This is a genomic window from Johnsonella ignava ATCC 51276 (genome assembly GCF_000235445.1).
GTDB classification, from domain to species: domain Bacteria; phylum Bacillota; class Clostridia; order Lachnospirales; family Lachnospiraceae; genus Johnsonella; species Johnsonella ignava.
The window spans coordinates 427,038-447,973 of sequence record NZ_JH378829.1; the positions used below are offsets into that span (position 1 = coordinate 427,038).

The 20,936-nt window shown below is 36.6% G+C and carries 13 protein-coding genes; all 13 read right to left on the minus strand.

Annotation, left to right across the window (positions count from 1 at the left end; all coding sequences use genetic code 11):
- Nucleotides 1-54: 54 nt before the first annotated feature.
- The 13 genes from glgA to pheT all read right to left on the minus strand — a co-directional run bounded on the left by glgA (nt 55) and on the right by pheT (nt 20,801).
- The gene (gene glgA / locus HMPREF9333_RS02010) at nt 55-1,500 is read right to left on the minus strand and encodes a glycogen synthase GlgA (RefSeq protein ID WP_005539412.1); all 1,446 of its coding nucleotides are present in this window, start codon (nt 1,498-1,500) and stop codon (nt 55-57) included.
- A gap of 16 nt (nt 1,501-1,516) precedes the next feature.
- A complete protein-coding gene (gene recN / locus HMPREF9333_RS02015; protein WP_005539413.1) occupies nt 1,517-3,193 on the minus strand; it encodes a DNA repair protein RecN in 1,677 nt (558 codons plus the stop codon).
- A 22-nt stretch (nt 3,194-3,215) separates the two neighbouring features.
- Nucleotides 3,216-3,659 carry an arginine repressor gene (locus tag HMPREF9333_RS02020; protein ID WP_005539414.1) on the minus strand — a complete coding sequence of 148 codons (444 nt, stop codon included), beginning with the start codon at nt 3,657-3,659 and terminating at the stop codon, nt 3,216-3,218.
- A gap of 13 nt (nt 3,660-3,672) precedes the next feature.
- The gene (locus HMPREF9333_RS02025) at nt 3,673-4,524 is read right to left on the minus strand and encodes an NAD(+)/NADH kinase (protein ID WP_005539415.1); all 852 of its coding nucleotides are present in this window, start codon (nt 4,522-4,524) and stop codon (nt 3,673-3,675) included.
- Between the two features lie 10 nt (nt 4,525-4,534).
- Nucleotides 4,535-5,506: a TlyA family RNA methyltransferase gene (locus HMPREF9333_RS02030; protein WP_040882026.1), complete on the minus strand. Its 972-nt coding sequence runs from the start codon at nt 5,504-5,506 to the stop codon at nt 4,535-4,537.
- Between the two features lie 44 nt (nt 5,507-5,550).
- Complete coding sequence (gene dxs / locus HMPREF9333_RS02035) at nt 5,551-7,413, minus strand: 1-deoxy-D-xylulose-5-phosphate synthase (protein WP_005539418.1); 1,863 nt, start codon at nt 7,411-7,413, stop codon at nt 5,551-5,553.
- Between the two features lie 4 nt (nt 7,414-7,417).
- Nucleotides 7,418-8,359, minus strand: coding sequence for a polyprenyl synthetase family protein (locus tag HMPREF9333_RS02040; protein WP_005539420.1), 942 nt, complete (start codon nt 8,357-8,359; stop codon nt 7,418-7,420).
- Between the two features lie 2 nt (nt 8,360-8,361).
- A complete protein-coding gene (gene xseB / locus HMPREF9333_RS02045; protein WP_005539421.1) occupies nt 8,362-8,781 on the minus strand; it encodes an exodeoxyribonuclease VII small subunit in 420 nt (139 codons plus the stop codon).
- Between the two features lie 92 nt (nt 8,782-8,873).
- Complete coding sequence (xseA, locus tag HMPREF9333_RS02050; protein ID WP_005539423.1) at nt 8,874-10,085, minus strand: exodeoxyribonuclease VII large subunit; 1,212 nt, start codon at nt 10,083-10,085, stop codon at nt 8,874-8,876.
- A gap of 86 nt (nt 10,086-10,171) precedes the next feature.
- Nucleotides 10,172-10,669 (minus strand): transcription antitermination factor NusB, encoded by a 498-nt coding sequence (gene nusB / locus HMPREF9333_RS12450; RefSeq protein WP_005539424.1) that lies wholly within the window; start codon nt 10,667-10,669, stop codon nt 10,172-10,174.
- A 166-nt stretch (nt 10,670-10,835) separates the two neighbouring features.
- On the minus strand, nt 10,836-14,777 hold the full coding sequence (locus HMPREF9333_RS12100) for a UvrD-helicase domain-containing protein (RefSeq protein ID WP_005539426.1): 3,942 nt from the start codon (nt 14,775-14,777) through the stop codon (nt 10,836-10,838).
- The gene (locus HMPREF9333_RS02065) at nt 14,758-18,360 is read right to left on the minus strand and encodes a PD-(D/E)XK nuclease family protein (protein ID WP_005539428.1); all 3,603 of its coding nucleotides are present in this window, start codon (nt 18,358-18,360) and stop codon (nt 14,758-14,760) included. The genes HMPREF9333_RS12100 and HMPREF9333_RS02065 overlap by 20 nt, the downstream gene beginning before the upstream one ends.
- Nucleotides 18,361-18,374: 14 nt before the next feature.
- Nucleotides 18,375-20,801 (minus strand): phenylalanine--tRNA ligase subunit beta, encoded by a 2,427-nt coding sequence (pheT, locus tag HMPREF9333_RS02070; protein ID WP_005539429.1) that lies wholly within the window; start codon nt 20,799-20,801, stop codon nt 18,375-18,377.
- Between the last annotated feature and the right edge of the window lie 135 nt (nt 20,802-20,936).

A 20,936-nucleotide genomic window follows, 5' to 3' on the forward strand; every position in this document is an offset into this window, starting at 1 on the left:
AATCCCAATCTTTCGTTCTTTTTAAGCATTTACACTTTTTAGTTGTACTTTATATTAATAGCCTATAAGCCAGTCATAAAGCTCCTGATACTCAAGTGCCGAGCTGTTCCATGAAAAATCTTTTAACATTCCTCTGTCTATGATTTTGTTCCACTCCCTTTTTTTATTATAATATACGCTTTTTGCATGATTTATCTTCGCAAGCATCTCATGTGCATTATAATTTGCAAACGTAAAGCCGGTTCCTTTATTTTCAAATTCATTATAGGGTTCAACCGTATCCTTAAGACCTCCTGTTTCCCTCACAACAGGTACTGTACCGTATCTAAGGGATATAAGCTGGCTCAGCCCGCAGGGTTCAAAAAGAGAGGGCATCAAAAAAGCATCACAGGCTGCATAAATCTTATGGGACATAGCCTCAGAATAGTAAATCTGTGCAGACACTCTGTCAGAGTATTTCCAGTCATAATGCCTAAAAGTATTTTCATATATTTCATCGCCGGTTCCAAGCACTACAAGCTGTGTATCCCATGCACATATCTCATCAAGAACACAATTTACAAGATCAAGCCCTTTTTGTGCCGTAAGCCTTGATACTATACCAAGCATAAATCTGTCTTTATTCACCTCAAGCCCCAGTTCCTTTTGGAGCTGTACTTTATTTCTATATTTTTCAATCCTGAAACTTTTTTTAGTATAATTTGTATCAATATAAGAATCAGTTTCAGGATTATACTCATTATAGTCTATGCCATTGACTATACCCCTTAGACTCTGGCTTCTTGCACGCATAAGCCCGTCAAGACCCTCTCCGTAAAACGGCATCTGTATCTCCTGAGCATAGGTTCTGCTCACGGTAGTTATAGCATCCGCATATACTATACCTCCTTTCAGGAGATTTCCGTCTTTGTAAGCTTCAAGCTTGTCAGGGCTGAAATAATAGTCCGGAAGCTCCGAAAACCTCTGTATAGTTTTTACATCCCATACTCCCTGAAATTTCAGATTATGTATTGTAAGCACTGATTTTATATTATTAAAAAAGTCTCCGCCTCTGAATCTATCCTTCAGATATACAGGTATAAGCCCGGTCTGCCAGTCATGGCAATGTACTATATCGGGTTTAAAACCTATTATAGGCAGTGCCGAAAGTGCCGCCTGGGAAAAAAACGAAAATTTTTCAAGGTCATAAAGCCAGTCTCCATAAGGTCTCATACCTGAAAAATATGATTCATTGTCTATAAAATAAAATGTAATACCTTCAACAACTGTTTTGAGTATCCCTACATATCTTCCCTGTCCCAGATAGTCCATATAAAAATGGCTTACATATTCAAGCCTGTCCCTCATTTCCTGCGGTATACACATATATTTCGGGATTATTACACGACAGTCAAAATATTTTTTATCAAAACATTTCGGCAGCGAACCTACAACATCCGCAAGCCCTCCCGTTTTAATAAACGGAACTGATTCAGATGCTACAAATAGTATATTTTTCATTGTTTTTAATTTTTATTTATCCTTTCAAATCAAGTTCTGCCTTAAATTTATCCGCAAGCGTTTTCATCTCCCTTGCAGTACCATATACAGCCTCGGTTATTCTGCTTCCTCCAAGCAGCCTTGCAAGTTCGTTTACTATGCGCTCATCTTTTATATACTCAATATCGGTTTCGGTATCGACACCGTCGGTATGTTTCGCTATAAGGTAATGATGGTCTGCCATAGCTGCTGTCTGCGGAAGATGGGTTATACATATAACCTGATGTTTTCTGCCTATAATACACAGCTTTTCAGAAACCCTCTGTGCGGTCCTTCCGCTTATGCCGGCATCAACTTCATCAAATATAAGCGTATCCGCCTCATCATTTCCTGCAAATACGGTTTTTACGGCAAGCATCACACGGGAAAGCTCACCTCCGCTTGCAATATGCCTTAAAGGCTTCCTAGGCTGACCCGGATTGGTGCTTATCATAAATTCAACGCTATCATTTCCTGTTTTTGTATATTCCTTAAGATTGCCGAAATCAATTTTAAAATCAACTCCCATAAAATTAAGGTCTTTAAGCTCTTTTATTATATTTTCCGACAGCATACCAGCAGCTTCTCTCCTCTTTTTACCAAGCTGCATACATACCTGATCCAGCGTTTGTCTTAATGAGTTTTTTTTCTGTATAAGATCATTACGTTTTACATCAAAATTTTCCAGAAATTCAAGTCTCTCTTTTTTTTCTTCAAGCATATTAAATATTTCATCTATGTCATCCGAATATTTATCCTGAAGTCTCCTTACAAGATCAAGCCTTTTTTCAAGCCTCTCAAACTCATTGCCGTCATATTCAAAATCAGATATATATGCATTAAGTGAGTGCAAAGCCTCAGACATTATAATCTCAGACTCATCAAGCTGTGAAGCTATCTCTGAAAGCGACTTGTCATATGCCGCAGCTTCTCTGACTTTTGCCGCCGCCTCTGAAAATTCATTTTCCTCAAGTATAAAAGCCGCTCTGTTAAGCATTTCTATAATTCTTGAGGCATTTTTAAGTTTTTTTACCTGACTGACAAGTTCGGCTTCCTCATCAGCTTTAAGCTGTGCATCTTCTATCTCATCAATCTCATATTTTAAAATTTCAATCTCTCTAAGTCTTAACTGTGCACTTGGTATATCGGAAAGCATCAAGTTTACTTCATCATATTCCTTAAGTAAATCCCTAATCCGTGCTTTAAGCGGAGCGGTTTCATCTTCTGCATATAAATCTATAAGTTCAAGCTGATGAACCGGATCCATAAGGCTCCTATGTTCATCCTGGCTATGCATATCAATAAGTATGCCCGTAAGTCTTTTAAGTTTATTTACAGACACAGCTTCGTCATTTACCCTCATGACCGATCTTTGAAAACTTATTTTCCTTGTTATGATAAGAAGCCCCTCATCACCTATCTCTATATCAAGAGCCCTTATCTTTTTAATCTTTTCTTCATCGTCTATTGAAAATAAAAGTTCTATATATGCATATTCCGAGCCGTTTCTTATAACGTCCTTCCCTGCCTTTGCACCTAAAGCAAGATTTATCGAATCAATCAATATTGATTTGCCTGCCCCGGTTTCACCGCTAAGCACCGTAAGTCCCGTATAAAATTCCAGATCAGCCCTGCTTATAAGTGCAAGATTTCTTATATGCAGTTCTATAAGCATTTAATCACCTGCCTTAATATTATCACATAATTTTCTTGATTTTATCAATAAGAATAACCGCTTCTTCATTCCCTTTTGTAGCACACATTATAGTATCATCACCGGCTATACAGCCTATAACTTCCCCCAGTTCCAGTGCATCAACCGCAGCAGCCACAGCCATAGCCATACCTGCAACCGTCTTAATTACCACCATATTCTGAGCCTGCTCTACACTTAAAAGTCCTTCCTTTAAAATCCTGATATATTTTTCATAAAAGCTTTCACTTGACTGTTTAAAAATATATCTGTGCCCTCCCTTTGATGAAGCCGCTTTAGTAAGCTTCAAATCCCTTATATCCCTTGATATTGTAGCCTGAGTTACATTCAGTCCCTCTTTTTTGAGCTTATCCAGAAGCTCCTCCTGTGTTTCAATATCATATTTTTTTATAAGATTTATAATTTTGGAATGTCTGAGATTCTTCATAGCACCTCCGGTTTTATATACTGTTATTCATTTTACGCCTTAAGTTATCTAAAAATGAAGCCCCTTTAAGCTTAACAAGCCTGGTTTTAACACTGCTTTCTCTTATATAAATCCTTTCAGCATAATTAAGACTTAATTTTACCTCCCCGTCAAACAGTGCCGCTTTTACAACATCTTCCCTGTCTATCATTTCCACCTCCACTATGCTTTCAGGTGATAAGACTATACTTCTGCGGCTTAAAGCATGTGGGCATATCGGAGTTATAATTATCATCCGTCCGGCAGTCCCTGCTATAGGACCGCCTGCACTGAGATTATATGCAGTAGAACCTGTGGGTGTCGCTATTATTATACCATCTGCAGAATATTCGTTCAAGAATTCGCCGTCAACATATACCTTGCATCTTGTAAATTTTACAGTCTCCGTTTTTTTTATAACCACCTCATTAAGTGCAGTAAATTTTTTTGAAGCGCCAACTTCAGACGTATATTTTTCAGATTTGATGCCCTCAAGCATCATCCTGTCTTCTATTGTAAAGTTGCATTCAAAAAGCTTTTTAAGCATATCCTTTATATCATTTATATCATTATCATAGCTTACACTTGTCAAAAAACCGAGATGCCCAAGATTTACACCTATAAGAGGTATACCGAGACTTGCCGTTTCTCCTGCAGCTTTTAAAAGTGTGCCGTCTCCTCCCAGTGTTATTATACATTCGATATTTTCAGGTATACTGTGCCTATTGACATAACCTGAACCGATATGGCATATGCCATTATTTTTTTTAACTATCTCCTGTATAATCTCTGCAACATAGCCTGCTTCAGTTTTTTCGCTATTTCCTACAACATAAAAATTCCTCATATAACCCTCCTCAGCTCATGAGGTTAAGATGTGCCTCATCTACTATATTTTTAATGATTTCCTCTATATTCTTTTCTTTTTTATAACTGCCGTCCACGCATAGTATCGAACTATACGCCTTCAGCTTTTCACTGCTTAATTCTTCTTTATCTGTACCGACATCATCTATTTCAGCATCACATGTATCAACATCAGTGATTTTTTTTAAATAAAGCAGATACTCTATATTCCCCTGAGGTCCTTTTACAGGGGAATATGTAATGAAATTATTATTTTGTGGCTCAGACTTTTTAAAATCTAAATCAAATCCAAGTCCGTTTTCATATGCGTAGCCTATGACATTTTCAATCACTTCAATATGAGTTGCCTTATCCCTTACAACCCCTTTTTTACCTACCTTCTCACGCCCTGCCTCAAATTGCGGTTTTATAAGAACAGCCATTTTTGCATCTTTGGATAAAAGCGGTACAACAGCCGGAAACACTTTTGACAGCGATATAAATGATACATCAACTGAAGCAAAATTTACCGGTTCCTGTATAAGCTTTTTTTCTATATATCTTATATTTGTCCTCTCCATACATACAACACGGGGATCGGTTCTAAGTTTCCAGTCAAGCTGCCCATATCCGACATCAACGGCATAGACCTTTGCAGCATTATTTTGAAGCATACAGTCGGTAAACCCCCCTGTTGAAGCCCCTATATCCATGCACACTCTGCCTTCAAGCTCTATAAAAAAGCTCTCGATCGCCTTTTCAAGCTTAAGTCCTCCACGGCTTACATACTTTAACGGATTTCCCTTTATAATTATATCGGCATCTTTACAAAATACAGTACCCGGCTTGTCATTTCTCTCTCCGTCCACAAAGACAACACCTGACATTATAACAGCCCTTGCCCTCTGACGGCTTGAAGCGAGCCCTCTATCTACAAGCAGTGTATCAAGTCTTATTTTGTCTGATATTTTTTTATTATTCATCACTTTATAGTCTTTATTATTTTTAGAGTAAGCATAATTAAATATTACAGCCCGTATCTTTCTTTAAGTCTTTTAAAAATAGATTCCGAATCAATACCAAGACTCTGCCTTAAAAGCGATACATCTCCATGTTCAACATAAGCATCGGGCAAAGTTACATTATAAACCTTTACATCAGGATAATTCTGACTTATATACCTGCCTGCCATAATCCCGAAACCTCCGCTTAAAACATTTTCTTCAAGAGTTACTATGAGCTTATGCTTTTTACATAGTCTGTCAATAAGTTCTTTATCAAAAGGCTTTATAAATCTGACATTTGCAAGACTGCATTTATGTGCTGTGGCTTTAAGCCTGTTTCTCAGATTATTTGCACAGCTTACCATACTTCCTGCAGCAAGAAGTGCAATTTCTTCTTCCTCATAAATCATCTCGCCCTTTGCATACTCAATTGGAGCATTAAACTCCTCAAGACCCGTATACGCCTGTCCTCTCGGATATCTTACAGCAATAGGACCGTTATATGAAAGTGCAAATTCAAGCTGAGCCTCAAGCTCTACGGCGTTCTTAGGCACCATTATACTCATATTCGGTATACAGCTAAGATATGAAAGATCAAATATTCCCTGATGCGTTTCACCGTCTGCACCTACAAGACCTGCCCGGTCAATAGCAAATACCACGTTAAGATTCTGTATACATACATCATGAAGCACCTGATCAAAACCCCTTTGTAAAAATGATGAATAAATGGCGGCTACCGGCTTAAGACCTGCCGAAGCCATACCTGCAGCAAGTGTAACGGCATGCTGTTCCGCTATACCGACATCAAAAAAACGCTTAGGATAAAGTTTTCCGAATTTTGCAAGTCCTGTGCCGTCAGGCATGGCAGCTGTTATTGCGGTTATCCTTTTATCTTTTTTTGCAAGTTCGCACAGTTTATCTGCAAATACATCGGTATAATCAGGCTTTGTCTTTTCTTTTAAAGGTTTTCCCGTAGCTATATTAAATGCTCCAACACCGTGAAATTTTTCAGGATTTTCTTCGGCAGGTCTGTATCCCTTTCCCTTTCTCGTAATTACATGTACAAGAACTGAAAGGTCAAGTTTTTTTGCCTCATTAAGTACCTTACAAAGCTGCATGGTATTATGCCCGTCAACCGGACCCAGATATATTATTCCCATATTTTCAAAAAGCATACCGGGTATAAGAAACTGCTTAATTCCGTTCTTTGTATATTTTATACTGTCAATCACGGGTTTACCAAGAAGAGGTAACTTTTCAAGTGTTGACTGAACATTCTTTTTTAAATTATTATAGAAGTTTGCAGTCCTTATACCGTTTAAGTAATTTGACATGCCGCCTACATTTCTTGAAATTGACATACTGTTGTCATTTAATACTATAATAAAATTCTTCTTCATTCTTGCAGCATTATTAAGTGCCTCATAAGCCATGCCCCCTGTAAGAGCTCCATCACCTATAATTGATACCACCTTATAATCTTTTCCCATCAGATCCCGTGCCTGGGCTATACCGAGACCTGCCGAAATGCTTGTTGATGAATGTCCGGTATTAAAAGCATCACAGGGACTTTCCTTGGTTTTAGGAAAGCCCGATATACCTCCAAATCTCCTTAAGTCATCAAAAGCATCTTTTCGTCCGCTTAAAATCTTATGTGTATAGGACTGATGTCCCACATCCCATATAATTTTATCTTCAGGTATGTTAAAAGAGCGGTATAAAGCTATAGTCAGCTCAACCACCCCAAGATTGCTGGCAAGATGTCCTCCGGTTACGCTAAGCTTACGTATAAGAAAACGTCTTATCTCTTTTGCAAGTTTGTTTAAATCAGAAGCCTTGATTTTTTTTACATCAGAGGCTTTATTAATATTATCAAGCAGCATTACTCTAATTCTTTCTGTATGTCAGTTTATCTATTATTTTTTCAAGGACTTTATAATCCATACATTCTTTATCAACACCTGAACGCATATTATCTTTAATGTCGGCTTTTGAAATATTTTTTAAAATATCTTTTGCCTTTTGTGAAAGTCTCTTTACTTCATTTTGTGCATATTCAAGTCCATAAAGACTTACATATGTAGTCTTTTTATTTTTTTCATCGGAATGTATAGGTTTTCCCAGTACAGCCTCGCTTGAGGTTTCATCAAGTATATCATCCTGTATCTGAAATGCAAGCCCTATACATAAGGCACACTCTCCAATGTCATCAATCAGCTTTGCATCTCTTTCATAAACTCCTCCTATGACTGCCCCCGTCATCATACATGCCTCTAAGAGTGCCGAGGTTTTTAAATTATATATGAAATCAAGCCTGTGTTTATCAAGAGGCTTTCCGGTGTTTTCAACATCAACAGTCTGTCCGCCTATCATACCCTTTATACCGGTTTTTTGTGCTATAATATTTAAGGCATGTGCCGCCCTCTTTGGAAAATCCGAGTTTAATACGGCTTCAGACATTACTGAAAACGCTTCAACTATAAGCGCATCTCCTGCAAGCACTGCCATATCTTCACCGTAACTTACCCATGTAGTAGGCTTCCCACGCCGCAGCGTATCATTGTCCATACATGGAAGATCATCATGTATAAGAGATGATGCATGTATCATCTCAATTGCAGACATAAAAGGCGCTACGGCTTTTATATCGGCACTTTTACCGGCAAAAAACCTGTAGGTTTCAAGCATTATAAGGGGTCTTATCCTCTTGCCTCCGCCGGTTACAGCACTGTACATTGCATCAAGAACCGTTTTTTGAAGTCCTTTGACCTCAGGCAGAAATTTAATTATATTTTCTTCAATCTCAGATATATCAAAATCAGAAGCCATGTCTAATCAACCTCCGTTTCTTTATCCGAAATGTCATTTTTGAAGCTGTCCGCAAAATCGTCATCTACAGTTTTATCTTTTTTATCAGATTTTTTAGTATATTTATTTTCAAGGATTATAATCTGCCTCTGTGCTTTATCAAGCCTGCTTTTTACACCTGCCATCAGCATCATGCCGTTTTCATAGGTCTTTATACTGTCCTCAAGTGAGATCTCGTCATCCGAGAGTTTTTTTATCACATCTTCAATATCTGCAAGTATCTCTTCAACCGGTCTGTCATCATGTATACATACCTGACTCTCACCCGTTTTATTATCTTTTTTATTCTTTATACCTTTTTCCTGCCGTACCTTTTTTGTAACAGTTTTTTTTGAAGTATGAGCCTCTTCTTTTGCGGCATCCATGCTCTTTTTATCTGCCATATTTACAGTTCCTTAAATTTTATTATTTATCATAAGCAATTATTCTAAACGGTTATAATTAAAGTTTCTTTACACTTCTTCTTATCATCATATCATAAACTGCTTATATCATCTCCGGATATGATTTTTGCATCTGCACTTCCGTCTCTGAACCTCAATGTAATTATATCATCTTTTTTAAGTTTTTTAACGCTGTTTATCCTTTTAAATTTTTTATCGGTTACAAATGCATATCCAAGTTCAAGTTTATCAAGAGGCGAAAGAGCCTTAAGTCTCTCATTCATAAGCTGCGCCTCATGCCGCCTGCTTTCAAAAACATGCCCGGCAGCCTCTCTCAGCCTTGTTTCAATGCTTATACATATCCTTTTTTGTAAAGCCAGTTTAGCTCCAGGGGAAAGATGCTCAAGCTCCGTTTTAAAATGTGCAAGCTCGTACCTTATGTTTTCAAGCCTTTTCAGCAAAGCAGCCTTCATAAGGTCTTTTTTTACTTCAAGTCTGTCTATAAATGAATTTATATCAATAACTGCAAGCTCCGCTGCGGCACTTGGCGTAGATGCTCTTAAATCAGCTGCAAAGTCGGCAATTGTATAGTCGGTTTCATGACCTACTGCACTTATTACAGGAGTTTTACAGTTATACAGTGCCTTTGCCACCTCCTCTTCGTTAAATGCCCAAAGGTCTTCTATGGAGCCTCCTCCCCTGCCGGCTATAATTACATCCACTCCATATATATCAAGGGTTTTTAAGGCGTTTATTATACTTTCTTTTGCAGCGGCTCCCTGTACTATACACGGGCATATTACAATTTCTATATATGGATTTCTTCTCAGTGAAATATTAACTATATCCCTTAAGGCGGCGCCTTCTTTTGCCGTAGCTATACCAAGCCTTGAACAGTAAAAAGGCAGTCTTTTTTTATTCACAGGATCAAATATCCCGGTTTTTTCAAGTTTCTCTTTTAATATTATAAATTTCCGGTAAAGATCTCCTGTACCCGCTTCTTCTATGCTGTCGGCATAAAGCTGGTAAACCCCGCTCTTTTCATATACACCTATCCTGCCGCCTGCAATGACCTGCATACCGTCAGTCAGCTCAAAGTTCAGATTGGCCCTGTTTGAAGCGAACATAACCGCCTGTATTACTCCCCCTGAATCCTTCATGGTAAAATATATATGTCCGCTGTTATGATATTTACAATTTGAAATCTCACCCTTTATTTTAATCTTTGTTAATAAAAAGTCCTGACTAAACATATTTTTTATATATGTATTTACTTGAGTTACCGAATATACAGATGACATCATCTCTCCCTGAAATAAATATGATTTTTATATATGGCACTGCAAAATAGCTGAGTAATCATTAATTTATGCTTTATATAATAAAAATTCTATATAAGCTTAGCAAGTATACCGTTTACAAACGCCGGAGAATCGTCCCCTCCAAACCTCTTTGCAAGCTCAACCGCTTCATTTACTGCAACTTTTTTTGGTATACTGTCATCATATTCCATCTCATATACTGCAAGCCTCAGTATTGTCAGTTCAACCTTCCCCATTCTGTCAAGCTTCCAGCCCTTTGATACCGAGCTGATCGCCCTGTCTATATCATTACATCTTTCTTTTATATCCTTTAGCCTTAAACAGAACTCATTAAACCCGCCGTCATCTTCAGCCCGGGTATGCCGCACTTCTTCTTTTTTTTCCGAATGCTTTTTTTCTGAACATTCTTTTTCTGAATATTCTTTTTCAGTTTCCTTTTTTTGTGAGTATCTGTTTTCTTCATTTTCCATAAAAAGCTTAATTTGTTCATGAAGCTCATTATCACTATGAAAATACGAACAAAATAATATTTTAAAATAATTTTCCCTAAGCTTTCTTCTGCTCATAACTTACCTTATCCTTAAATTAGATCTTTAAAGCTAGACTATACACTTATACTTCTATTTATGTCAAGTCCTTTAAACCTTTCTAAAAAAACTGCACTGAATTTATTTTAATAATATTAAAATAAATTCAGGCATAAAATGAAAAATAAAATATCATCTTAATATATCAAAGCTCTATTTTTTTATTCAGCCTACATGACCATATATATTTTTTCTCAACTTTTTTCTGTAATGCCGCCTCAAGTGCTTTTTGATAATATTCAAGCTGAAATGAATATCTTTCTATAAGTTCTTCTTGTAAATCAGCCTTGTCCGTTTTATAATCTACAAGAATTACAGAATCACTTTGTTCTATATATGCATCTATAATCCCCTGTATAAGAACAGGCTCATCACTTGAGGATACACCTAATTGATTTGCCGGAACGGTCATGGTAAAGGCTTTTTCTCTTTTAAGTGTTTTATTATTTAAAGCCTCTTTAAATAATTTTCCGAGATCGGAACTAATAAAATTCATTACATCAGTGATATTTATATTATCCTTTTCATAAAATGATATAAATCCTTCTTTAAGCATTTTTTCTATAAATTTATTCAGACTTTTTATATCACTCACATAATTATAATCCATAATCTCCATAATACGATGAAATGCGCTGCCCCTGTCAAATGCCTTATTATTTTTATTAATAAAACCGGAGTTATTTTCATCAGAATCATCATCTAAAAAAAGTGTATAGTCTTCGTCAGCCTTTGAATCCGACACATCTGATAATTTAGCGGCCGTTTTATTAAAATGAGGTCCGTTAAAAGACTGTATTTTATAATCGGTTTTCTCATATTTTTTACTTAATGTATTTTTATTTAATTCATGAATCTGCATTATATTCATCTTAGTACAAAGCTCTATATCGGCATTAAACTTATAGGGTTTTTCTATAAGATTTTTTATATCATTATATTCATACTCTGATTTTTCAGTATTTTTATTAATTAAAGCTTTATTAAATTCCTCTTTAAGCCTGTGCAGCCTTTCAGTTATATTCTCAGCTTTTATATAATTATTTTCACACGCTTTGCCCTGTTTATATCTTTCACATTTTATTTCAATATTTTCTTTTATATATGGCTGTGCCATAAGAAGCCAGTCCAGAAAAGAGGAGGCTGCACCGGTGTCTGCCGTGCTTAAATGCCCATCCGTATTTATAAGATGTGTATACTTTTCAATAACCTTTTCATAATCCTTTACACAGGCTGTCATTATAAGAGCCTCTTTTGCCCTGCTCATTGCAACATATAATATCCTTATCTCCTCACCCAGAGCCTGCTGTTTCATCCTGTATTTTAAAACATTTTTCTTTATGCTGCTCCACTTTACCCTCCTTTGCGGATCTATATAATCACAGGCAATGCCAAGCTCCGAATCAATTACTATAGGTGATTTTGTCTCCTGAAAATTAAACTGTTTTCCCATATTGGCTATAAAACATACAGGAAACTCAAGACCTTTTGATTTATGTATACTCATAATACGGACTGTATTATCAAACTCTCCCAAAAGAGAAGCTTCGCCGTAATCAGTATTGTATTGCTTAAGATTATCAATATACCTTATAAAATTAAACAATCCTCTAAGTCCGGTTTCCTCGTAGGCGGCAGCCTTTTCAACAAGCATTATAAGATTTGCCCTTCTTATGTCTCCTGCCTCAAGTACGGATACATAATCAAGATAGCCCGTTTCTTCATAGATATGTACTAACAGTTCGGACAATTTGGTATATCTTGACATTTCCTTATATCCTGAAAGCATATCAAGTGCCTTTTTAATTTTATGCACAGTATCTTTATTAAAACTCTCAGGTTCAATATTAAGTGCATATATACAGGCATCATAAAGCATGATTATATGTTTTTTTTCATACATACGGCTTTTATATCTATATATTATTTCTGCAAGCTCATTATCACAGAGCCCTACTACAGGTGAATGTAAAAAGGCTGCCAGTTCAACTTCGCTGTAAGGATTGTCAATAGCCTGAAGCATTGCAAGTACTACCCTGACCTCAAGTGTATCAAAATATCCTGCCGATGTTTGTGCATATGCCGGTATCCCCTCTGATATAAGAGCATCAACAAAAATTTCCGCCCTTCCCGATACCGCTCTGAAAAGTATTGCTATATCCGAATATTTAAGTCTCCTGTAATCACCGCTTTCAGAATCCCTTACCAAAAAAGGCTTCTCACCTTCACCTGAAATCATTGATTTTATCTTTTTTGATATCATAACGGCTTCAAGCTCGATACCTCTTAATATATCATTTGTATGCCCGTAATCCTCGTATACATCCTGATTTTTTTCGCCTTCATCATTAAAATCATCATTAAAATCTTCCCCGCCCGCTATATCACTCGGCTCCTCATACAGTATAAGCTGAGGGATAATTGAGGTTTTTCCCCTCTCATCATCTATATCCTCGTATTTTGCCCCTTTGTAAAGTGCCGACTCACTGTCATAATCGATACCGCCAAGACCTGAAGACATAATTTTATAAAACAGTGCATTTATCCCGTCAATTACACTGCCTCTGCTTCTGAAATTTTTTTTCAGATTTATAAGTATATCTTTCCCTGCACACTCTTTAGTGCAAGGAGTCTCCCGGCTGCCTATACAACTTGTTGTATTCAAATCGGAAGATTGCTGAACGGACCTGAGATTACATGACTTACCGTTTATATAATTTTCTGTATTCAAATCATCACGGCGGCTCACATACCTTTTATAGGTATTATATTTATGATTAAAAAGTTCGGGCTTTGCCTGTCTGAAAGCGTATATGCTCTGTTTTACATCGCCTACCATAAATACATTGCCATTTTCTATGGCATTTACAAGCTCTTCCTGCACATAATTTGAATCCTGATATTCATCAATATATATTTCTTTAAACTGCAAGGCATATTCAAGTGCAGCCGTACTTTTTTTACCATCCTTATAAAGTATGTCAAGTGCAAAATGTTCAAGATCATTAAAGTCTGCAACATTTTTTTCAACTTTAGATTCAATAAGCCGATCCATATATTCAATACATAGATTTATAAGCACATCTGCGGCTGCATACTGTGATTTTTCTTCAAGCTCCAGCCTTTCGATATCTGCAAGAAAATTTTTTATAAAATTATCTTTTATAATTTTTTTATAATCATCACGTATACTTTTTGCCATATTTTTTAAATCCGGATCGGCATCTTTGCCCGCTCTGCCTATCATAGGAAAATCAAAATCTTTAAGTGCACTTTGTAGTTCTTCATAATCACCGACACTTGCAAGCCTTTTTATAAGACCACTCTCATACTCAAAGGTCTTTTTATATCCTGCAAGTCCTTCAGATTTATCACATAAATCTATGGCAACAACTATCTTTTTTTCTATATCTGAGGCAATATATTTTATTCTCTCAATTATATAATCCTGCCACATTTTCCTGTCATGACCGTCTTTATAAGAATTAAGCAGTTCCTTAAGCCATTTTTGGGGCCATGGTTTTGCCGAAGCAAAACTATAAAGATTTTCAATATATTCTTTTATCCTGACATCACTTTTTGCACCTGCAAATGAATCAACAAGCCTGATATAGCCCTCATCAGCCGAATCATATTTTTCTTCCATAAGCTCTGAAAGCACTTCATCTTTTATAATATTTATCTCACCCTGATCAGCTATCCTGAAAGAAGGATCAAGCGGTGTCATATCTATATGCTCCCTTATAACTGAAAGACAGAAGCTGTCTATGGTAGTTATTTTTGCATATTCTACAAGCACAGCCTGCCTTCTAAGCCTTTCATACATCTTTGAACCGTAAGGATAATCCGATATGGTCTCCTCTATTCTTTTAAATATTCTGTCTCTCATCTCCGAAGCAGCCGCTCTTGTAAATGTCATTATAAGAAGCTCATCTATATCAACAGGGGCTTTCTCATCAGTTATACGGCTTATAACACGTTCTGTCAGTACTGCGGTTTTTCCGCTTCCCGCCCCCGCTGCCACAAGTACCTTTTTATCTCTTACGCTTATAGCCGCTCTTTGCTCATCAGTCCAATTTGCCGCCATTATATTTATCCTTTTCTATATTATGCCATACCTCATCAGGTCCAAGTTTTTTAAATACCCTATAATTATATCCGGGTGTTTTTTTGTCAAAACCGCACACAGCCCTATATTCACAGTAATCGCAGGCACTTATATTTCCCCTTAATGACGGATTTACGCTTATCCTGCCGCTTAACATATCATTTCCTATATCAGTGCATTTATTTTTGACATATTCTCCCAGTTTTGAAAACCTTTCAGTAGAAGCCGTACTTGAGCGATAAACCTGCACTGTATTGTCTTTGATTGAGGCGGGTATTACAAGACTGCTCCCCTCTATATTTTTATCAAGGCGTTTTATTATATCAATATCTGAATTTACAAGACCGCTGGGTCTTAATTCTCTTATAAGAGCATTTTTTACCTCGTCATCATCCGCATAAGGTACTGCTTCAATCAACGGATCGTCTATATGAAAATAAAGCATTGCAGCCGGCAGTACCTCTTTATGCGGAAATTTCTTCATAAGCATCTCTTTTAACGCCTCAAGATATATCACAAGCTGCATCTGACTTCCGTAATATACAAGATCGGGTTCCCAGGACATTGAGCCGGTTTTATAGTCTATAATTTTTGCAAAAATCCTGTCTCCCTCATCACATATATCCACTCTGTCAATTTTTCCCTCAAGAAACATATTTACATTTTCCGAATCTTTACAGGCACTGCCTGCACCTGTCGCCTTACAGTTAAGGTTTAACTCAAGTGCCTTTATTTTATCATATCTGCCAAATTTTTTTTCAAATTCACAGGGTATAAAATCCCCCTGATTAAGCTGATATGAAAGTACCCCTACACTTTGTTTTGCCATGCGTATAAGCCTCTGTACAAGATATTCATTTCTGGCACTTTCATTATATATGCCGCTTAGATTCTCACCCAGTGCCTGTTTTGCACATATCTCAACAAGCCTGTTTCTTTCATTCTCACTTATCAAGGCTATATCCTGTGAATTTCTTTTACAGCTTAAGAATACAAGCTCTATGGTCTTATGCACTAAAGTCCCTATATCAACCGCCTCCAATGAATATATCTGTCTTTTTGCAATACCCAGTCCGTATCTCATAAAAAATGCATAAGGACAGCTTATATATTTTTCAAGGCGTGTAATTGAAGATATTATATTCTTATTTGCTTCGTTACTTTCAGCTGCATTATTTTTAGAAATATTACCGCTTTCAAAGTCATTGTTTTTAATTACATAATCCGTATTTATAATCCGGGAATAAATATTAATTGCCGCAGAAGTATTAAGTCTGTTTTCTGCGGCTGTATCATCATAAGTATATAATGATGCCTCTTTTAGTTTTGACCAGTTAAAAAGCTCTGAAAGTTTTTTAAATTCAATATCACATTCAGAATTATCACCTATACTGAACTGATGTCTTTTAAGCATGTCAATTAAGACTATAAATCTCTGCTTTGCAGTATATATTGAATAAACCCCTGTAAATTTTGAGGCTTCTTCGGTTTGTAGACCTCTATACATATTTTTTACCGCAGCTGAAAATGATGATTCCCTTACAGGTCTTGAGTCGGCATCCATAGCCGAATAACTTATATACAAATATTTTGAAGGTTTTGTTATATTCATGTACATATAAAATCTCTGTACAAATAAATCCTCCTTTGCAGTTGATGAAAGTTCTATACCGAGCTTTTTAAGATTTCCCTTTTCACGGTCATTAAATATACTCTGAGTTTTTTTTATACCGGGCATCATATTATCATCGGCACCCACTATGAAAAGTGCCTTTATATCTTTAAGTCTGCTCCTTTTTATATCACCTACGGTTATCCTGTCCACTTTTGCAGGTATTATCCCTACTTTTATCTCGCCAAGACCGGCATTAATTATCTCAAGCAGTTCATTTTTCTTAATTTCTTCATCTTTAAGCAGCCTTTTTATTTTGTCAAAAAACTCCTCTGTGGCATCATAAACCTCTGCATATTCCCTTGCCTTTTCCGGAAGGTTTTCCGCTTCAAAAAAATTGCTTAAAGCTATTATTTTTGCTCTTATATCAAGTTCTTCCATAAGCAAAATAAAACTGTCAAGAATTAGAGCTGCATCCGTCTTTTTTTTATGCCATGCCTTGTGAAAGCCTTCAAGCTTATTAAATATCCCGTCTTTAAATTCATTAAGCTCATCCATATCCATGCCCTCAAGCGAGTAAGGCACATAATCCCACTGTTTTTTAATTCTTTTATATCCCCTTATGCCGCATGCCGTCATATAGTTGTCCATAAGGCTTTCAAGCCTTGTGCTGCTGCATACAAAACCGCTTTTTATATATCGCATGACCGCATCATATGAATAATTTGATGACATAAGCAAAAAAGCCGCCCTTATAAATTCAACAAGATTATTATCTTCTATGCCTATATTTCCGTCTATAAAATAAGGTATAGAATTAAGCTCAAAATATTTTTTAAACTTCCCGGAATATAGCGTAACATCTGCGGTAATTACAGCTATATCCCGGTATCTCATATTCTCATTTTTTATAAGCCGCATTATAGTGCAGCATACTGCATTCACTTCCTCCTGAGTATTTGCCGCTCTTATAAGCCTTATATTTTTCCCGGAATATACGCTTTTTACATGGTCATATCTTAGGAAATGTCTTTCAAGAAAATCTATCTCAGGTGCTTCCTTAAATCTGGGTCTTAATTGTGTGTTTTTATAATTTTTATTTAAATCATAAATTTCCGTTTTTATATTTTTGCTTTTTGCACTTTCATTTATTTTATTTATCATTGTTTTTCCCATGGCAAAAAGCTCGGTTTCGGAAAATTCATAATATTTTTCATCTCCCGAACCTATGGATACCGTACATTCAAGCCCCTTTGAACAGTCCAAAAGTCTGTCTATTATTTTATACTGTACAGGTGTAAACCCCGTAAATCCGTCAAGCAGTATATATGAATTTTTTATTATATCGCTTTTATGTATATTCTCATATAATATCGCAGGTATTTCTTCGGCAGTCATATATTTTCTTTTTGTAAATTCACAAAATGCATTATATATTACCTCAAGGTCATCAAGCTTTTGTTTAAGTATCCTGCCTGATTTTAAAAATGTCTGTACACCGGCAGTCTGATTTTTATATGAATTATTTTTTATATTTATTATATCATCTGCACTTATACCATACTGATACAGCTCCGAAATCATTGATTTCATTTCTTCTATAAATCCCGGCTTGGAAAACTGGTTTTTCCATATTCCAAGCCTTGATTTGTATTCAAGAGAAAGCTTTCTTATTATTACGGCTTTTGCCGTATCATCAAGCAGATCGGGGCATTTTATGCCGAGTTCTTTAAATATCCTGTATGCAAGACGGTTAAAACTTGTAGCATCTATATTTAAGCTTGCATGGTACGGATGAAGTCCGGCTATATCCTTTTGTGCCTGCATAGTATACTGTTCAGGCACAAGTATTATATATTCAGTATTTTTTTCTTTTAAAGACCGCTCTATTATTTTTTTATAGGCATATGTTGTTTTTCCGCTGCCTGAAGCACCTATTATAAATTTCATTTCTTATCCTTACACTAATTGCGCAGCTTTATATCTAATTTTTCAAGTTCTTTTAAAATATCACTTATAATCTGTGATACTTCCTTTTCTTCAAGTGTCCTTTCCCTGTGTCTGAATATAATATTATATGCCATGGATTTAAATCCGTCGGCAATCTGCCCGCCCTCATAAACATCAAATAATTTATAAGATTCAAGTATTGAGCCTGATTTTTCTTCAATAATCTCCTCAATTGTACCGGCAGTAACCGCTTTAGGCACTACAAGGCTTATATCACGGCTCATAGCCGGGAATTTGGCAATTTCATTAAATTTGGTATCAAAGTTTGAATATTTAATTACATTTTCAATGTCAATAACGGCGATGAAAGTTTTTTGTGAAATCCCGTAATTATCGGCAACTTCAGGGTGGAGCCTTCCGAGATAACCGAGCTTTTCACCCTCATAGAGGATATCAGCCCTCTGTCCAGGATGTAAAAAGGCTTTATCGCAGTCCGGGCTGTAGGTTTTTTTGCCGTTAACTCCGGTAAACTTAAATATTGTCTGTACGGCACCCTTCATATCAAAGAAATCACCGCAGTCATAGAAGCCGAGGACAAGCTGCTTTCTTTCATCAGGCAGCTCGGTAAGCGGAAGACTTTTAGGCATGTAAATGCGTGCCGATTCATAAAGCTTTACCGACTTATTTCTCCTGTTGTAATTAAGTGCAAGAGAATTTAATATACCGTTTACAGGGCAGGTTCTCATAATTGAAAAATCTTCACCTAACGGATTCATTATCTTAACAGCCTCACGCATCTTGTCATTCTCTGATATATTGAGCTTGTCAAATACCTTAGGGCTTTCAAATGAATAGCTCATAGTTTCAGAAAAACCTAAGAAACGTGCCGCAAGAGTTGCCGCATCTTCAACCCTTTTTTCAAACGAACAACCTCCAAGTGTAGTCTCTCCTCTTGGCAGAGTAGTGTCTATCATTTCATAACCGTAAATTCTTGCGACCTCTTCGGCAAGATCCGCATTTGATTCAAGATCATTTCTAAAATCAGGGCATATTACCTTACCTGTCTGTTCATCATATTTTATTCCGAGTCTTTTAAGATAAAAAATCATTTCATATTTCGTTATATATTCAGTGCCTAATAGTGCATTTATCTCATCAGGCTTAAAATCTATCTCTACCTGAGCATCCTTATTGGGGTATTCATCTATTATGCCGCCTACTACTTCTCCCGCACCAAGCTGTTCAATTAAAGTGCATGCCCTCTCTATAGCTTTATATGCACTTTGTGCACATAGACCCTTTTCAAATTTTGATGAAGCATCAGTCCTTAATCCGAGCCTTTTTGAAGAAAGCCTTATATTGGTTCCGTCAAATGTAGCCGCTTCAAATACCATAGTAGTAACATCATCTCTTATCTTGGAGTTTTCACCTCCCATAATCCCTGCTATACCTATAGCCCTCTTTGCATCATTGATCATAAGTATATCATGATCAAGCTTTCTTTGCTGTCCGTCAAGTGTTGTAAATTCTTCCCCGTCATTTGCTCTTTTAACTATAATCTCATGCCCCTCTATGGTATCATAATCAAAGGCATGCATAGGCTGACCATATTCCTCCATAACGTAGTTGGTTATATCAACTATATTGTTTATAGGTCTTATACCGCTTGCAGCAAGCCTGTGCCGCAGCCATGCGGGCGACGGTGCTATCTTTATATTTTTGACCATTCTTGCAATATATCTCCTGCAAAGCTTATCATCAAGAATTTTTACACTTAAATAATCATTTATATCCTCGGAATTTCCGGTCTTTATAATCTCAGGTTCTTTAAAATCCTTGTCAAATGCGGCGGCAGCCTCTCTTGCTATACCGCTTACACCATAACAGTCCACCCTGTTTGAGGTAATCTCATATTCAAATACCGTATCATGAAGCCCTAGAAGCTCCACTACATCAGTACCGGGCTTTACATCTTTATCAAGTATATAAATGCCGTCCTCAGGGGCTTCAGGATAATAATTTCTGTCAAGTCCGAATTCCTCAATAGAGCACATCATACCATCCGACTCAATGCCTCGTAATTTTCCCTTGCTTATCTTTACACCGTCTTCAGGAATCTCATCCTTGCCGTGAACTGAAGCCACCCTGCCGCCGCTAAGTACTACAGGAACCATATCACCTTCAGCCACATTTTTCGCACCTGTAACTATCTGAAGATTTTTATCCCCTCCTACATCACACATACAAACCATGAGCTTATCGGCATTAGGATGCTTTTCCATAGACACCACTCTGGCTGCCACTATTTTGTCAAGATTTTTATCAAGTCTTTCATATCCTTCAACCTTTGTTCCTGTAATTGTCATGGTTTCACTGTATTTTTCATCATCTACTTCAAGCCCGGGTACATATTCCTTTATCCACGATAACGCTGTCTTCATATATATTTTTCGTATGCTGTATAGCTTTTATACAAGATATAAACATACTCTCCTTTCTCCTACAATATATTTTTATGGTCGATATCTATACCACCGGTAAAGAATCAGCCATATTACTTTTAATCTAATGTCTTT

Bases quoted from the DNA above. Each gene is read 5' to 3' on its own strand.
- glgA (WP_005539412.1), bottom strand. From the start codon at position 1,500: ATGAAAAATATACTATTTGTAGCATCTGAATCAGTTCCGTTTATTAAA.
- recN (WP_005539413.1), bottom strand. From the start codon at position 3,193: ATGCTTATAGAACTGCATATAAGAAATCTTGCACTTATAAGCAGGGCT.
- HMPREF9333_RS02020 (WP_005539414.1), bottom strand. From the start codon at position 3,659: ATGAAGAATCTCAGACATTCCAAAATTATAAATCTTATAAAAAAATAT.
- HMPREF9333_RS02025 (WP_005539415.1), bottom strand. From the start codon at position 4,524: ATGAGGAATTTTTATGTTGTAGGAAATAGCGAAAAAACTGAAGCAGGC.
- HMPREF9333_RS02030 (WP_040882026.1), bottom strand. From the start codon at position 5,506: ATGAATAATAAAAAAATATCAGACAAAATAAGACTTGATACACTGCTT.
- dxs (WP_005539418.1), bottom strand. From the start codon at position 7,413: ATGCTGCTTGATAATATTAATAAAGCCTCTGATGTAAAAAAAATCAAG.
- HMPREF9333_RS02040 (WP_005539420.1), bottom strand. From the start codon at position 8,359: ATGGCTTCTGATTTTGATATATCTGAGATTGAAGAAAATATAATTAAA.
- xseB (WP_005539421.1), bottom strand. From the start codon at position 8,781: ATGGCAGATAAAAAGAGCATGGATGCCGCAAAAGAAGAGGCTCATACT.
- xseA (WP_005539423.1), bottom strand. From the start codon at position 10,085: ATGATGTCATCTGTATATTCGGTAACTCAAGTAAATACATATATAAAA.
- nusB (WP_005539424.1), bottom strand. From the start codon at position 10,669: ATGAGCAGAAGAAAGCTTAGGGAAAATTATTTTAAAATATTATTTTGT.
- HMPREF9333_RS12100 (WP_005539426.1), bottom strand. From the start codon at position 14,777: ATGGCGGCAAATTGGACTGATGAGCAAAGAGCGGCTATAAGCGTAAGA.
- HMPREF9333_RS02065 (WP_005539428.1), bottom strand. From the start codon at position 18,360: ATGAAATTTATAATAGGTGCTTCAGGCAGCGGAAAAACAACATATGCC.
- pheT (WP_005539429.1), bottom strand. From the start codon at position 20,801: ATGAAGACAGCGTTATCGTGGATAAAGGAATATGTACCCGGGCTTGAA.